Consider the following 14,497-nt stretch of genomic DNA (forward strand, 5'->3'; position numbering starts at 1 on the left):
ATGGATATCATATTATGCACCATTGGCCGGATAAATTGCGCCTAATACTGTTTCCTGACTAGCACCAGTTACAGAAGGTAAATTGCCTGGCAAACCCGATAAGGTACGAGCGGCTAACCACGCAAAAGCCAAAGCTTCCATATTATCACCACTCAAACCATATTTATCTGTTGGTGCTACCATAATATCGGTTAACAATTCGCTTAAGCCTGCCATAAGGTAGCTATTTTTAGCGCCTCCACCACAAACCAATAAACAATCTAGCTGGTCATAAAGTAAAACTTGTTCAACAATTGAACGGATGGTTAATTGTGATAACGTCGCCTGTACATCCTCTGGTGATAAATTTGAGTAAGGTGTTAATTATTTTTGTAACCAAGCAGAATTAAAATATTCTCTGCCGGTACTTTTTGGTGCTGGCTGCTTAAAATAGGGATCCGCTAGCATTTCAGCCAGAAGCGACGCATTGACTTGCCCTGTTCGCGCCCAATCGCCATTATTATCATAAGGTTTATTTAAATGTTGATTAGCCCAGATATCCAACAGCATATTTCCAGGTCCGGTATCATAGCCTTTAATTATTGAATTCCCGAATAAAGTAGTGAGATTAGCGATGCCGCCAATATTTAAAATAATGCGATTCTCATCTGGATGACTAAGTACTTTATGATGAAAAGCGGGTACTAAAGGTGCTCCTTGCCCACCATACGCCATATCTCTACGGCGAAAATCGCCTACTACCGTGATGTTAGTTAACGCAACAATTCTATTATTGTCGCCTAATTGCAGAGTAAAAGGCCTTTGGCCTGTAGGTTGATGCCAAACGGTTTGCCCATGACACCCTATAGCGGTAATCTCCGTGGCAGGTAATGATTGCTGTTTCAATAGGTTATTGATTGCATCAGCATATAAGGTGCCGAGCTGATAATCAATTTCACCTATTGTTGCCAGGGTGACCGCTTGACCTTGACATATTAACAAGACTTGATTTTTTAATTCTGTGGGAAAAGGAAATGAAATCGCACTTAATTGAACTACATTTTTGTCATCAATCTCAGCCAAAACAACATCAACTCCATCAAGGCTGGTACCTGACATAACGCCTATATAACGACCTGCTTTCATGTTTGTCCTCTGATTATTTTTCTCTATACTTCGTTTCAGTCATTCAATATACTTAATGTCATGTTTTTTTTAGTTATTTAACCGATTGAAATAAAACATAAAAATAATAATTTGAAAATATGTTAATTAAATATAAATTTATTAAACTGAATTTATTACTTTAAGGAAAAATTATTAATGTTTAGACTATATTTAGATTGTAGAAAGTAAATTAATTTTGCTATTTGTCTGATTATCCAGTTAGTTTATATATAATAAATTATGATGTCTGTGTATTCATGATTATTATTACACTGTAAATCAGATTTCCAAAAGGAGTCATCATGTTAAAGCAAGTTCTCGTCGGTATTTTTACAGTTACAGCTTTATCCGGCTGTATAAATACAGGTAGTCTTTCTGGGGACACTTATACCGCTTCACAAGCTAAACAAGTACAAAGCGTAACCTATGGTACAGTTACTCGCATAACCCCGGTTAATATTCAGGCTGGTGGTGACGAAAACATCATAGGTGCACTAGGTGGTGCTGTTCTTGGTGGACTATTGGGTAATACAGTTGGCGGGGGCACAGGAAAAACCCTTGCAACAGCTGCGGGCGCGATCGCAGGCGGTGTTGCCGGTCAAAATGTTCAAGGGGCACTTAACAAAACAAAAGGCGTTCAATTGGAAATTAGGCTAGATAATGGCCGCATTATCTCTGTGGTGCAAAAAGGTGATCCAAACAGTTTCCGTATTAACCAACGTGTATCTATTATAGGAAGTGGAAATAGCATTACTGTTTCACCTCGTTAACTCAACTAAAATAGCATACCGCGGCTAAATTTAAATAATTAGCCGCGTATGCATTAAATTATAATGCTATCTGTTTTTTATTATTCTATCATTTATTATGAATGATTATGTAACCGAATAATATTTTGCTCGAGTTTTAATATCAATGAATAAAGTGTATTTAATTCATCATGTGTAATACCTCCTAATATCTCCTTTCGTGTTTTTTCAATTACATCATCAACCTGTTTAATAAATGGCATCGATTCTTCTGTTAATTTAATTCTTTTTGCTCGTCTATCGTTGACACAGGTGTGACGTGTAATCAATTTTTTTTCTTCTAATTGATCGAGGGTTCTAACTAGCGATGGCTGTTCAATACCTATTGCTTTGGCCAATTGAATTTGTGATTGATCAGGCGGTAGCTGGCTAATGTTGTATAAGGTTACCCAATGAGTTTGGGTGAGCTTTAATGGTTTCAGACGATGATCAATCAATGCCCGCCAGACTCGAACTAAACGCGCAAGATCAGTTCCTATTTTTGATTCCAATTGTTCCTCCTTAAAAATAGAATACCATCTATATCTATAATTATTAAATTGCCAATTAATATCCTAGAAATATATATCAAATTCTATTCACTAAGATGTTAGTATAGAAATGAGTAAGTAATTAAATTTATATTTAGCATAATAATATATAAATTTATATTTCATTATTAGTATATTAAATTAACTTAATTAGTGTTCTAATCATTACCCACTTATTTACTAAATAAAATAAAAGGCGATTAGTTAAATATCCTTATAAGAATAGCCTTCATCTAAATTCTATTCTATATGTTTTTATATTAATATTATTTTTAATTTGCAAAAAATAGACAATAAAAAATAAAAACCATTTTAAAACAAGTTATTATAAATATTCTTAAAAGCATTTATTCAGCTATACTTAGATACTAAGTCTATATTGATTTTTAATAAATTACCTGAAAGTTGAAAAAAAACTAATAAAAACATATTATATCTTAAATAAATAATACCAAATAAAATAAGCAAATAAGTCAACAAATAATTTAAATATAAAAATATAGCTAAGTAATAAATAAATGCATTAATCGTTAGTGATAATAAAAAAGTAATTGTTATGCATTACCAATGCATAATTAACAAATGAAAGTAATTGTTCCGTTCACAATATTATGATAATAAATAGCTTATAATGACATAAGCAATTAGTTATAATGAATAGCGATTATAAAGTTAGTATACAGACATTCTTAAGCAGCCAATGTTCAACACTAAAGCTATACAATCAATTATATTGTAAATTTTAATTAATCAACCAACTATATAAATTGAAATAATAGTAAAGTTCACGTTATATTAATATATGTAATGAATGGTTTTTAAACTCAGAAAAGAGGCTTGTATGCGCTTACTTCATACCATGTTACGTGTTGGTTCTCTGCAACGCTCAATTCACTTTTATACTGAAATATTAGGTATGCGTCTATTACGCACAAGTGAAAATCCGCAATATAAATACTCACTTGCCTTCGTCGGTTATGATGATGAAAGTAAAGGGGCTGTGATCGAATTGACCTATAATTGGGGTGTTGAGCATTACGAGATGGGCACCGCCTTTGGTCACATTGCACTAGGGGTTGATAATGTTGCAGATACATGTGATAGCATACGTCGAGCAGGCGGTAAAGTGACGCGTGAAGCTGGGCCAGTCAAAGGCGGCTCAACGATTATTGCATTTGTGGAAGATCCTGATGGCTATAAAATTGAACTGATTGAAAATAAAAATGCCAGTAATGCTTTAGGTAGCTGATCCTGAACGTCATTGATTGAGCAACTATCCATACATTTTCTATACTTAAGCCAATTTAATGCATTTTAACCAAAATTTGGCATAATATCTTTATTCCCAAGTATAAAGTCTTAAACACATGTCTAATAAAAAAAATGATGTTAACACGCTGGCAAAGCGTTTTCGAGGGTATTATCCTGTTGTTATCGATGTAGAAACTGGTGGCTTTAATGCACAGCAAGACGCCCTATTAGAAGTTGCGGCCATGACACTAAAAATGGATCAAGAGGGTTGGTTAGAGATTGATGAAAAACGTCATTTCCATGTTGCGCCTTTTGTGGGTGCAAATATAGAAGCAACTGCACTCGCTTTTACGGGTATTGACCCAACTAATCCTTTGCGTAACGCTGTCGATGAATATACAGCTTTACATGCCATTTTTAAGATGGTTAGAAAAGGGATTAAAAATAACGATTGCAATCGTGCAATTATAGTTGCCCACAATGCCAATTTTGATCATAGTTTTATCATGGCCGCCGCTCAACGAGCCAATCTAAAACGGAATCCGTTCCACCCTTTTGCCACTTTTGATACTGCGACACTGAGTGGGCTGGTTTTTGGCCAAACAATTTTAGCTAAAGCTTGTCATGCCGCCGGGATCCGGTTTGACGGCAAACAGGCACATGGCGCACTTTACGATACCGATAGAACCGCATTATTGTTTTGTGAAATTGTCAATAAATGGAAAAAATTAGGTGGCTGGCCGCTAACATCCGATTAATAATCAAAGGCAGTGGTAACGCATAATTTCACTGCCTTCTTGCTATTTGTTTTTTATAGATATGATTTAATCATTCAGCGTCAGGCTGTTCTGACGTGCGATATTTATCGGCGGTTGCGGTGACTAATTTCTGTAATTCACCCTGCTGATACATTTCAATAAGGATATCACAACCTCCAATGAGCTCACCATCAATCCATAGCTGAGGAAATGTTGGCCAGTTTGCATATTTAGGTAACTCACTGCGAATATCGGGATTTTGCAAAATATCTACATAAGCAAAACGTTCACCACAAGCAGAAAGAGCTTGAACCGCCTGGGCTGAAAAACCACAACTGGGGAATTTAGGTGAACCTTTCATGTATAAAAGAATGGGATTTTCATTTATCTGGCGTTCAATTTTTTCTATCGTCGTCATTGTCACTTCCTTAAAAACTAAATTTATTATTTTGCACTACACAAACTTAACATTGATTAAGAATACCATTTTCTATCAATACTTGATAACCCTTTACTGCTATCTTTATTATGTACCAATCATATTTAATAAAAACTGATTAATATAATTAGTAAGTTATCAATTTAAAAATGATAATTTCAATATGGTTATATTTTGTATTTAACCACTGGTTGCGCAATACAAATAAAAAAGGAGTCTGCAATGTCTTTCCAATTACCGTCATTACCTTATGCTAAAAATGCCTTAGAACCCCATATTTCTCAAGAAACGATAGAATACCATTATGGCAAACACCATAGCACTTATGTTAATAATCTAAATAATTTAATTAAAGGCACTAACTTCGAGGGGAAAACATTAGAAGAAATTATAAAAAACGCGCAAGGAGGGATTTTTAATAATGCAGCCCAAGTTTGGAATCATACCTTTTATTGGCATTGTTTAGCACCTAACGCCGGTGGCGAACCAACGGGTAAAATAGCTGAGGCTATTAATCAACAGTTTGATAGTTTTGAAAAATTTAAGCAGCAGTTTACCGACGCGGCAATTAAAAACTTTGGTTCAGGCTGGACGTGGTTAGTCAAACAGGCAAACGGGAAGCTTTCCATCATCAATACCTCAAATGCCGCAACGCCAATTAGCGGTGATGATAAACCATTGCTGACTGTCGATATATGGGAACATGCTTACTATATTGATTATCGTAATGTACGAGCAGAATATTTGACGAATTTTTGGTCACTTGCTAACTGGCCATTTGTTGAACAAAATTTATTGCAATAATTTATTATCTTTGATGTGAAAAAGCGTTAAACAGTTAAACAGCCATAACAGACGCTTAGCTATGGCTGTTATGGCATATTTCCACTAATAACAAGGCCATAATCTTGTTCAAATAACCCCTAAATTACACTCTAGGATACGATGAATAAAACTAAGTGTAATTTGGTATTAATCTGATGGCATTGCAATTTTTAATTTTCCTTTGAATTATTTGGCTATTTTTCAGTTAATTGATGGATCATGATCTTCAATTGGCATCCTAACTGAAGAAATATTTTCAGTGCTGTTTTGATTTAGCCTTTCTGATAATCCAGCCGCTGATGATGGCTGTCGCCCGTTAGGAGCTTCCTCAATGGGAATAAAACTTTCCTCCAAACCAAACACATCGGATCCTACCATTTCGACTTCATCATCCACTGGCGCCCGATCCCTATTTGTTATAAATTCTTCACGTTCTACGGGTCGAGCTTCAGCAGCTCGACGTTCGGCGGCTCTTATATTATCAATGTTTGCTTCATAAAAATCCCTTTGTCTATTTTGCGCCAGCAATCTATCAAAATCTTCAACGTTGAGAGTAGAATTTAAACCATTTTCTTCAGCATGCAACGGTGAAAGTTCATCTTCAGCTACTGGCTGGGTGGCTCGCTCACGCTCTAGTTGATTAATATACTGACTAAGATCCTGAAATTGTTCACGAGAAACGCTTTCTAGTCCAGCTAATTCATCATTAGGCTCACTAAACGATGAAGCGCTATAATTAGCAATATTTCTGCCAGGATCAAGAAAAGTCTCTGGTAATGGTTCTGGATCAAGCTCTACAGTCATATTCAAATTCATATTAGGCACTAGCTGTTCATCCGCTGCTCTAATATTAGTGCATTGCATTGCTACCGTTAGGCGATTTGTACCAGTCGATTGGGCAATACTAAATTCCCCTTCATTATTCATCATAGCCGACTGCCAATGGACATGATTATTACTAATATGTCGAATTTGCTGTGCAAGCTGAGAACCCATTGGGTGGGATGAAGAAATAGTAATATTATCTACTTGACTAATCTGAATTGCGGCTATATTGCTATGCGAGTGATTATCAATTACTTGTCTAAACATAAATATCCTCCTTGAACCGTTTATAATTATTTATCAATACACAATTTAATAGAATTAAATATCAAATATTCAATTTTATTTAAGGTTAAATAACATTATTCCCTATCGAGTATATAAATAAACAGTTAGTTTTGCTGAATATTTTCAGTCAAATTTTATCATTTCAGATAAAATTTATCGGCGCTATTATTTTCTAGCAAATATCCTGGCAATTGGCTTATGTTTATATAGTTTTTCCGTTGATGGCATGAATAACGCTAACTACAATATCATTATACGTTATATATTATTCAATGATGCATCTGATAAATAAGCGGCCAGTTGCAATAATAACGCATGATATTTATACTTGTGCCACTTGCTTTATCTTTATTAAATACCAGTGGATTTTTAGCTATTTGTTACGGCGTATAACCTATATCAAAACAAAAAACTGATATAAACACCGCAATTAATTCATAAAATACTGCTATAAAACCTGTAGATTAATTGTCATGAAAAAAACCAAAATTGTTTGTACTATCGGCCCCAAAACTGAATCTGAAGAAAAACTGTCACAATTGCTTAATGCTGGCATGAATGTTATGCGACTAAATTTCTCACATGGTGATCATGAGGAACATGGTCAACGCATTAAAAATCTTCGTGCCGTCTGTAGCCAAAAAAACCATCAGGCCGCCATATTATTAGATACGAAAGGGCCAGAGATCCGCACAATGCGGCTTGAAAATGGCAAGGATGTATCGCTAACCGCTGGACAAAATTTTACCTTTACTACCGACACTACAGTGATAGGTAATCAAGAGCGTGTCGCTGTAACCTACGCAGGTTTACCTAGTGATCTTAAGCCAGGTAATATCATCCTAGTTGATGATGGCTTAATTGGTATGAAAGTTTTATCCGTTACCGCTAGTGATGTAATTTGTAAAGTACTTAATAATGGCGATTTAGGTGAAAATAAAGGCGTTAATTTACCTGGCGTATCGATTGGTTTACCCGCACTAGCGGAAAAAGATAAACAAGATCTTATTTTTGGTTGCCAGCAAGGTGTTGATTTTGTTGCTGCTTCCTTTATCCGTAAACGCGCTGATGTAGAAGAAATCCGCGCCCACCTCGCCCAGCATGGTGGTAAAAATATCCAAATCATTTCTAAAATTGAGAACCAAGAAGGATTAAACAATTTCGATGAAATTTTAGAAGCCTCTGATGGGATCATGGTGGCTCGCGGTGATCTAGGCGTCGAGATCCCAGTTGAAGAAGTTATCTTTGCCCAAAAAATGATGATCGAAAAATGCGTTGCAGCCCGTAAAATCGTCATTACTGCCACCCAAATGTTAGATTCGATGATCAAAAACCCTCGCCCTACTCGTGCCGAAGCCGGTGATGTGGCCAATGCTATCTTGGACGGTACAGATGCAGTTATGCTATCTGGCGAAAGCGCGAAAGGAAAATATCCGATCGAAGCAGTAAAAATTATGGCCACTATTTGCGATCGTACCGATCGAGTTATGCCAAGCCGCATTGATGATAGCAAAATAAACCAAAAATTACGCATTACTGAAGCGGTTTGCCGCGGTGCGGTTGAAATGGCGGAAAAGTTAAACTCGCAATTGATTATCGTGGCAACCTATGGCGGTAAATCAGCAAAATCAGTACGCAAATATTTTCCAACAGCCCCGATCCTTGCTTTAACAACCAATGAAGAGACTGCCCGTCAATTATTATTAGTCAAAGGCGTTATTCCGCAATTAGTTAAAGAAATTGCCTCTACAGATGATTTCTATCGTATTGGTAAACAAGTTGCTTTAACAAATAATATGGCTGAAAAAGGTGATGTTGTAGTTATGGTTTCAGGTGCATTAGTGCCAAGTGGTACGACAAATACTTCATCTGTACATATCTTATAATTCTGTTAACAAAATAAATTCCTCTGAATAAAATAGCGGGGAATTTATTTTTTCTTTTTTTAATAAAGTAATATTAGATGGCAAATATCTAATATTGGTAATTTATAATCAAAATGCCAATTAGGCACTTTTACCACTAAGTATTTATTTAAAATCCAGTCTATTAGTGCAAAACAAATATTTCCAGTTAAAAAGATCATAATCGACATGTTATTTAAAAAATAACTGTTATCGTGTTAATTTTATTTTATATCGAGTGGTAAAAAATAATTGCCAAAATAACGTAATGAGATAATTAAAAATTGCCTACCAGGCAAGTAAAATGAACAAAAAATAAACAAATTTATTCTGTTTTCTTAATTTTATTAAACAACTTGTCAGATTTTAAGTAGAAAATATTCTAATTAAGTACTAGCATAAGAATAAGTAAGTATTCTGCCTGAATTTGAAAAAGATCTAATAATTCAAAGTTAGAGACAGAAATTTATTCTCTGTTTTGCCAGGAATGTGTAATACTTACCTTGCTACTTGGAGATTAACTAAATCTAGAGGGTAATATAATGAATCGTACTAAAGTTGTACTGGGCTCTATCGTTCTGGCTTCTGCTTTGTTAGCAGGCTGTTCAAACAGTAGCCAAATTAACAAACTGTCCTCAGATGTTCAAACGTTAAACGGTAAAGTCGATCAACTATCAAATGACGTTCAGTCATTACGTACTGATGTTCAGACTGCTAAAGATGAAGCTGCTCGTGCTAATCAACGTTTGGATAATCAAGTTCGTAGATATAAAAAGTAATCCAATTGCATTTAATGGATCACTCGATATATTAATAAGGCACCCAACGGGTGCCTTATTATTTATTACACACAACTAATTTTTAATAATACTATTATCTGATTATTAATAAATTCACTATTTTTTATAAAAATAGCAAATCTACCCTATGTATTGCCATGCCTAATATAAATTTATGTCTTATTTACCTTTACCGGCATTCCTGAGCGACGTGCCACGGCTTGAGCAACTAATCTCTGATCAATACCAGGTTGTTGTAAAAATGCCTTAAACTCATTGCTATATATTAATGGCATCGTTTGCGGATCATCAGACTCCTTTTTAGATAATGGTTGATGAACTTCGATGTAATAGCTTCCATCAGGCTCTTTAGAGTACTTAATGGGTTCATTAATTACCTGTACACGCGTTCCTACCGGTATAGAGTTAAATAATGCTTCTATGTCCTCAGGTCTTAAACGAATACAACCCGAACTGACCCGTAACCCAATACCAAAATTAGCATTAGTACCATGGATCAAATATTGCCCCTTACCATAAGACAGTCGCAAGGCATAAAGTCCCATCGGATTATCAGGTCCGGCTGGAAATACCGCCGGCAAAATAACGCCATCGGCAGCATAACGCTTGCGAATATTCGCTGTCGGTGTCCAAGTTGGATTTTTAATTAATTGACTAACAGTTGTCACCATTTTAGGCGTATTGGCACCCAATTGGCCAATACCAATCGGATAAACAATAACTTTATTGCTTCCTTTAGGAAAATAATACAGTCTTAATTCGGCTAAATTAACAATGATCCCATCACGCTTCGTTGCCGGTAATAACATTTGCGATGGAATAATCAACGTCATACCGGCTTTAGGTAAGTATGGGTCGGTACCTGGATTAGCTTCCAACATACCAAGCAAACCTATCTGAAATTCACTTGCAATAGCTTCCAGAGGACGCCCATCATTAGGCACCACATAATGCCTATTTTCCCCAATTAAGCGTGCTGTAGTGGATGGCAAGGAGTATTCAGCAGCACTGACATTGACAGTCAGTCCGCTTAAAAACAACAAGCCGATAAAAAATAGAATTCTCTTCATACTTTTTCCTCCTAAGGAACGTACAAAGTTTATCGGATGAATAAGCGTCACTTTAATAATATCAGTAGTTAACTAAATGTTTAAGTGCTTGATTGGATAATTTTTTCGGCTCGCTGGTGGATTGTTCGGATCATCGCATGCAATCCCTGGCTTCTTGATGGGGTTAAATGCTGCTCCAATGATAACTTTTGGAAGAATGTTTTACTATCTGTCGTCAAAATTTGTTGCCCGGTTTTATTTTGAAAAATAATTATTACTAATGCAATCAATCCCTTAACAATAGCTGCATCGCTGTCGCCGGAGAACTGGATCCGGCCGTCACTATCCGGCTGCATAACAATCCAAACCTGGCTTTGACAACCTGAAACCTGGTTTTTTGCTTGTTTTTGTTGAGCACTTAGGGGTAATAATTTTTCCCCTAATTCAATTAAATAAAGATATCGCTCTTCCCAGTTTTGGCAACGTGAAAAATTACGCAACAATTTATTCTCATCAGGCAAGGCTGCCATCATTTTACCCTTATATGTACTTTAAAATAGATTAACCCAGTAATTTTTCAATATGTTGTAGTTTTTCAACCAAAATATCAATTTCTTCTTTAGTAGTATAAACCGCTAGCGAAGCACGACACATGGCTGGTACTTGATAAAAATCCATCAATGGCAACGCACAATGGTGACCTGTTCGGATGGCAATAGCATAATTATCTAAAAAACTGCCGACATCATAAGCATGATGATCGCCTAAATTAAAGGCAATAACCCCTTGACGCTCATCTGAGCCGTAAAGACGCAAAGAGTTTACCATACTTAAACGATGGTTAGCATACTGCATTAGTGCGGTTTCATGGGCAGATATTTGTTCATAACCAATATTATTAACATAACGTAATGCCTCACCTAAGCCAATAATGCCTACAATATTTGGCGTGCCTGCTTCAAATCGCCAAGGTGCCTTTTCATAGGTAATATGGATATTTGAGGGCTCAGCTAACGTCATACTAACTTTATCAATCATAGCTCCACCACCTTGCCATGGTGGTAAAGCATTTAATAATGCTTTTCTGCCATACAGAACACCAATACCGGTAGGTCCATACAGTTTATGACCGGAAAAAACATAAAAATCACAATCTAAATCTTGCACATCAATCATTTGATGCATAATACTTTGGGCGCCATCAAGCAAAATATGCAATTGCGCTGCCTTTTTTGCTGCGCATTGGCGAGCAAAGGCAATAATCGTTTTTGCTGGATTAACGGTACCCAAAACATTGGACATATGGGTAAAAGAGAGTAATCGAGTCCGGCTATCGATTAGCTTATCTAATTGTTCAAAAATTAATTTTCCATTATTATCAATAGGTAATATACGAATATCAAAACCAATTTGGCCGGCAAGCAGATGCCAAGGAACAATGTTAGCGTGATGTTCCATTTGGCTAATAATAATATTATCGCCTGGTTGGATAAAACCACGTCCATAACTATTAGCAATTAAATTTATGCCTTCCGTTGTTCCCTTAACAAAAACAATTTCTTCTGCATTAGCAGCATGAATAAAATCAGCGGCTTGTTGGCGAACATTTTCTACCATCGCCGTTGCATCACTGCTTAAGCTATGGATCCCTCTGTGTACAGCTGCATAGTGATAACAAAGAAACTGTTTTTCCTTTTCAATCACTTGTATCGGTTTTTGCGCGCTGGCAGCACTATCCAAATAAACTAACTGTTGATCCTTAATTTTTTCTGCCAGCATAGGAAAATCTTTGCGAATGGATGCCACTGAAAATGTCATATTAAATCCCTACCAAGCGCTGCTGAATAATATCCATTACCTTATTACTTACACCTTCATCATCAATAGCTTCGATGACTTCAGCCGCAAAGGCAATCATGATCATATGTTTTGCATCATTGAGAGGAATACCCCGTGAACGTAAATAAAATAGTTGCTCATCATCGATACGGCCTACTGTAGCACCATGACTACACTTGACATCATCAGCATAAATTTCTAACTGTGGTTTGGTATCAATTTCTGCATATTCACCTAATAACAAATTGTTATTTGTCATTTGACCATCGGTTTTAAGTGCTGCTGGTGCAACTTTGATCATGCCATTAAAAACAGCTTTGCTTTCATCTAGCGCGATCGTTTTATGTAACTGACGACTTTCACAATGGGGCTGATTATGTTCAAGATAAGTTCTGGTATCGACAATTTCACTGTTTTGTGGCAACAATAAACTATTAAGCTCTAATCTACTACCTGCTCCATTTAACTTCACGCTGGTATGGTGGCGAAGTAATGCTGAGCCGATAAAAATACCACTACTTTTTATTTGACTATCACGGCCTGATAAGATGTCATTATGGGCAAAATGGTTACTTTGGTTGTTTTCAACACTAAGCTTGATATGACTGAAATGACTATTATCACCAATATTAGCGGTTAATCGGCTACCTGTCAGATGCGGTTTATTATCAATAGAAACAAAATGTTCGATAACTTGCGATTTGCAATTAGCACCAATTTCTAAATGATAGCGATAGTGACTGGTATTAACATAATCGCCACGGCCTGAACCCGAGGTAATGTTTAAGATATAAAGGGGTTTTTCTACCTGTTGATTAGCAGCTAGTTTAATCAATAAGGGTTGAGCGGCTAGACTTTCAGTTAAGTAGAGAAATATTTCATCGTTGACGATAGGCGCCGGAGGCTGTGCTAGCTTATCCATCATTTGAATTAGATAAGGACCAAAGTTATCGCTACTTAGCGTAGGAATAAGACATCCATTAAACAAAACAATTTGCCAGCCATCAATGGCGATAGCCAACTGTTTTAATTGCTTAGCAGTAATGGTGTCAACGCTATCACTATTTAATTGGTATTGCGCGTTAAGTACTTTTGCCAACGGTGTATAATGCCACTCTTCATGGCGAAATGGCGGAAAACCGATTTTTTCTACCTGCTGCCAATAACTCTGAGCTTGTTTTTCATTGGCTCTTTTACTGGCATAAAAAAGAGCCGCAAAACCTTTTAGCGCCAGTTGATTTAACATAGTGACTTGACGCTGTTTTTCTGCTCTTTCACTGTTGGTCAATAAGCCAGCCATAGCCTTCTACCTCCAGTTTTTTGGCTAATGAGAAATCACCTGATTGAATAATTTTACCTTGATGGAGGACATGAACAAAATCAGGCTGCACATAATCCAAAATACGCTGATAGTGAGTAACGATAATAAAAGCCCTTTTAGCAGTACGTAGCGAGTTGACGCCATTAGCCACTACTTTCAAGGCATCAATATCAAGACCCGAATCCGTTTCATCTAAAATACATAATTCAGGCTCTAACGCCGCCATCTGTAAAATATCATTGCGTTTTTTTTCACCACCAGAAAAACCGACATTAACCGAGCGAGTAAGTAAATCTTTCGGCATATCAAGCAGTTCAATTTTATCTTCAATAAAATCCTGAAAATCAAATCTATCTAGGGGTGGCTGCTGACGATATTCTCTGACTGCATTAACGGAAGTTTGTAAGAAAAATTGATTACTTACGCCAGGGATCTCCACTGGATACTGAAAGGCTAAAAATATACCTTCTCCTGCACGTTCTTCCGGCGATAACTCCAGCAAATTTTTATTTTTGAATAGAATTTCACCCTGCTCTATTTGATATTCTTCACGTCCAGCCAGAGTTGCTGATAATGTACTCTTACCTGATCCATTAGGCCCCATGATGGCATGTACTTCACCCGCTTTTACTTCTAGATTTAATCCGTTAAGAATTTGATTACCTTCAATACTGACATTTAAATTTTTAACACTTAACATTTCATTGGCCTTT

The 14,497-nt window shown here is 36.3% G+C and carries 14 protein-coding genes and 1 pseudogene; 6 read left to right on the forward strand and 9 right to left on the reverse strand.

What is annotated here, in order from left to right:
- Positions 1–12: 12 nt before the first annotated feature.
- Positions 13–1,125 (reverse strand): annotated as a pseudogene (gene anmK / locus H1X92_RS09865) (anhydro-N-acetylmuramic acid kinase).
- 323 nt (positions 1,126–1,448) lie between these two features.
- Here anmK and H1X92_RS09870 point away from each other — a divergent pair.
- Positions 1,449–1,916 carry a glycine zipper 2TM domain-containing protein gene (locus H1X92_RS09870; RefSeq protein ID WP_180559976.1) on the forward strand — a complete coding sequence of 156 codons (468 nt, stop codon included), beginning with the start codon at positions 1,449–1,451 and terminating at the stop codon, positions 1,914–1,916.
- A 95-nt stretch (positions 1,917–2,011) separates the two neighbouring features.
- On the opposite strand, the gene slyA is transcribed toward H1X92_RS09870, so the two are convergent.
- A complete protein-coding gene (gene slyA / locus H1X92_RS09875) occupies positions 2,012–2,446 on the reverse strand; it encodes a transcriptional regulator SlyA (RefSeq protein WP_026823660.1) in 435 nt (144 codons plus the stop codon).
- Between the two features lie 880 nt (positions 2,447–3,326).
- On the opposite strand from slyA, the gene gloA reads away from it, so the two are divergent.
- Both gloA and rnt read left to right on the forward strand, forming a co-directional pair.
- Positions 3,327–3,734 carry a lactoylglutathione lyase gene (gloA, locus tag H1X92_RS09880; RefSeq protein WP_180559977.1) on the forward strand — a complete coding sequence of 136 codons (408 nt, stop codon included), beginning with the start codon at positions 3,327–3,329 and terminating at the stop codon, positions 3,732–3,734.
- Between the two features lie 118 nt (positions 3,735–3,852).
- Positions 3,853–4,494 (forward strand): ribonuclease T, encoded by a 642-nt coding sequence (gene rnt / locus H1X92_RS09885; RefSeq protein WP_180559978.1) that lies wholly within the window; start codon positions 3,853–3,855, stop codon positions 4,492–4,494.
- 70 nt (positions 4,495–4,564) lie between these two features.
- On the opposite strand, the gene H1X92_RS09890 is transcribed toward rnt, so the two are convergent.
- The gene (locus tag H1X92_RS09890) at positions 4,565–4,912 is read right to left on the reverse strand and encodes a Grx4 family monothiol glutaredoxin (RefSeq protein ID WP_180559979.1); all 348 of its coding nucleotides are present in this window, start codon (positions 4,910–4,912) and stop codon (positions 4,565–4,567) included.
- A gap of 243 nt (positions 4,913–5,155) precedes the next feature.
- Here H1X92_RS09890 and sodB point away from each other — a divergent pair, with 243 nt between their 5' ends.
- The gene (gene sodB / locus H1X92_RS09895; protein WP_180559980.1) at positions 5,156–5,737 is read left to right on the forward strand and encodes a superoxide dismutase [Fe]; all 582 of its coding nucleotides are present in this window, start codon (positions 5,156–5,158) and stop codon (positions 5,735–5,737) included.
- Positions 5,738–5,959: 222 nt separating this feature from the next.
- Here sodB and H1X92_RS09900 read toward each other — a convergent pair whose 3' ends face one another.
- Positions 5,960–6,850: a hypothetical protein gene (locus tag H1X92_RS09900; RefSeq protein WP_180559981.1), complete on the reverse strand. Its 891-nt coding sequence runs from the start codon at positions 6,848–6,850 to the stop codon at positions 5,960–5,962.
- 494 nt (positions 6,851–7,344) lie between these two features.
- Here H1X92_RS09900 and pykF point away from each other — a divergent pair, with 494 nt between their 5' ends.
- Positions 7,345–8,757: a pyruvate kinase PykF gene (gene pykF / locus H1X92_RS09905; protein ID WP_180559982.1), complete on the forward strand. Its 1,413-nt coding sequence runs from the start codon at positions 7,345–7,347 to the stop codon at positions 8,755–8,757.
- Positions 8,758–9,317: 560 nt separating this feature from the next.
- Positions 9,318–9,554, forward strand: coding sequence for a major outer membrane lipoprotein (locus H1X92_RS09910; RefSeq protein WP_180559983.1), 237 nt, complete (start codon positions 9,318–9,320; stop codon positions 9,552–9,554).
- A gap of 173 nt (positions 9,555–9,727) precedes the next feature.
- On the opposite strand, the gene H1X92_RS09915 is transcribed toward H1X92_RS09910, so the two are convergent.
- The 5 genes from H1X92_RS09915 to sufC all read right to left on the reverse strand — a co-directional run bounded on the left by H1X92_RS09915 (position 9,728) and on the right by sufC (position 14,484).
- Entirely contained in the window at positions 9,728–10,645 is a 918-nt protein-coding gene (locus H1X92_RS09915; protein ID WP_180559984.1) for a L,D-transpeptidase family protein, read from the reverse strand.
- Between the two features lie 80 nt (positions 10,646–10,725).
- Positions 10,726–11,154: a cysteine desulfuration protein SufE gene (gene sufE / locus H1X92_RS09920; RefSeq protein WP_180560082.1), complete on the reverse strand. Its 429-nt coding sequence runs from the start codon at positions 11,152–11,154 to the stop codon at positions 10,726–10,728.
- A 31-nt stretch (positions 11,155–11,185) separates the two neighbouring features.
- Positions 11,186–12,442 carry a cysteine desulfurase SufS gene (gene sufS, locus H1X92_RS09925; RefSeq protein WP_180559985.1) on the reverse strand — a complete coding sequence of 419 codons (1,257 nt, stop codon included), beginning with the start codon at positions 12,440–12,442 and terminating at the stop codon, positions 11,186–11,188.
- Between the two features lies 1 nt (position 12,443).
- The gene (gene sufD, locus H1X92_RS09930; RefSeq protein ID WP_180559986.1) at positions 12,444–13,763 is read right to left on the reverse strand and encodes a Fe-S cluster assembly protein SufD; all 1,320 of its coding nucleotides are present in this window, start codon (positions 13,761–13,763) and stop codon (positions 12,444–12,446) included.
- Positions 13,738–14,484 (reverse strand): Fe-S cluster assembly ATPase SufC, encoded by a 747-nt coding sequence (sufC, locus tag H1X92_RS09935; protein WP_180559987.1) that lies wholly within the window; start codon positions 14,482–14,484, stop codon positions 13,738–13,740. Before sufC ends, sufD begins: the two co-directional genes overlap by 26 nt.
- Between the last annotated feature and the right edge of the window lie 13 nt (positions 14,485–14,497).

Source organism: Arsenophonus endosymbiont of Apis mellifera (assembly GCF_903968575.1).
Taxonomy (GTDB): Bacteria; Pseudomonadota; Gammaproteobacteria; order Enterobacterales; family Enterobacteriaceae; genus Arsenophonus; species Arsenophonus apicola.

Bases quoted from the DNA above. Each gene is read 5' to 3' on its own strand.
- H1X92_RS09870 (WP_180559976.1), top strand. From the start codon at position 1,449: ATGTTAAAGCAAGTTCTCGTCGGTATTTTTACAGTTACAGCTTTATCC.
- sufS (WP_180559985.1), bottom strand. From the start codon at position 12,442: ATGACATTTTCAGTGGCATCCATTCGCAAAGATTTTCCTATGCTGGCA.
- sufE (WP_180560082.1), bottom strand. From the start codon at position 11,154: ATGGCAGCCTTGCCTGATGAGAATAAATTGTTGCGTAATTTTTCACGT.
- H1X92_RS09915 (WP_180559984.1), bottom strand. From the start codon at position 10,645: ATGAAGAGAATTCTATTTTTTATCGGCTTGTTGTTTTTAAGCGGACTG.
- sufD (WP_180559986.1), bottom strand. From the start codon at position 13,763: ATGGCTGGCTTATTGACCAACAGTGAAAGAGCAGAAAAACAGCGTCAA.
- H1X92_RS09910 (WP_180559983.1), top strand. From the start codon at position 9,318: ATGAATCGTACTAAAGTTGTACTGGGCTCTATCGTTCTGGCTTCTGCT.
- rnt (WP_180559978.1), top strand. From the start codon at position 3,853: ATGTCTAATAAAAAAAATGATGTTAACACGCTGGCAAAGCGTTTTCGA.
- H1X92_RS09900 (WP_180559981.1), bottom strand. From the start codon at position 6,850: ATGTTTAGACAAGTAATTGATAATCACTCGCATAGCAATATAGCCGCA.
- H1X92_RS09890 (WP_180559979.1), bottom strand. From the start codon at position 4,912: ATGACGACGATAGAAAAAATTGAACGCCAGATAAATGAAAATCCCATT.
- sodB (WP_180559980.1), top strand. From the start codon at position 5,156: ATGTCTTTCCAATTACCGTCATTACCTTATGCTAAAAATGCCTTAGAA.
- pykF (WP_180559982.1), top strand. From the start codon at position 7,345: ATGAAAAAAACCAAAATTGTTTGTACTATCGGCCCCAAAACTGAATCT.
- sufC (WP_180559987.1), bottom strand. From the start codon at position 14,484: ATGTTAAGTGTTAAAAATTTAAATGTCAGTATTGAAGGTAATCAAATT.
- gloA (WP_180559977.1), top strand. From the start codon at position 3,327: ATGCGCTTACTTCATACCATGTTACGTGTTGGTTCTCTGCAACGCTCA.